This is a genomic window from Tamlana crocina, assembly GCF_012037625.1.
Window position 1 is genome coordinate 1 of the sequence record NZ_JAAVJS010000073.1, and the last position, 670, is coordinate 670.

The 670-nt window shown below is 39.4% G+C and carries 1 pseudogene; it reads right to left on the reverse strand.

The features are described 5' to 3' along the window. Window positions 1-261 precede the first annotated feature (261 nt). Window positions 262-670, reverse strand: a pseudogene (locus HC176_RS15670) (primase-helicase family protein); the annotation flags it as partial.

Genomic DNA, 670 nt, shown 5'->3' on the forward strand with positions numbered 1-670 from the left:
ATTGAGTCCTTTTTTGTCATCATTTTATTTTTGATGACAGTTTGATGACAAAATGATGACAGCCGGAACCCTTGCTATTACTGGCCTTATCTTACTTTGTCATCAATTCATCAAAAAAATAGATAGTTTCAAAGTTTTTCTTTCAAAAGCAGTCTTCATTTTGATGAAACGATGACAGCAGCTGAAACCTCCCGAAAACACTGGAGTTTCCCTGTAATCGTTTTATCATCATTTCATCATTTTTTCCTTAGAAACAGGAATTCAGGTATTTCTGAGATCCTCAAAATTCCCCAGCAGGAAATTTTTATTTATAGTGAAATAGCGTCCTTTAGCTTCTCTGAAGGTAGTGGTGCCATCTCCCCAGAGCAGGAACTTCTGATAGCGGTTCGAGTTGCTTTGGTTCACCAGTTTCCACTCCTTCTTCAGGATATTGCGGATTTGGGTAAGATCGAAGCGGAGCCTTGATTTACTTATGGCGTTATAAGCATCCATAGGACATAGGTTCAGAGTTTCCAGATCATGGTCTTCCATGATCATAAGAAGAATACCGGCCAATTCCCTTTCCACCCGGTTCCGGTTATTCTGCACCAGTCTTTTCAAGGCAGGAGTTTCTATTTGATCAGCTGTAAACCACATCCTTGTTTGGTGTTTGGAATAAAACTTTCTGTTT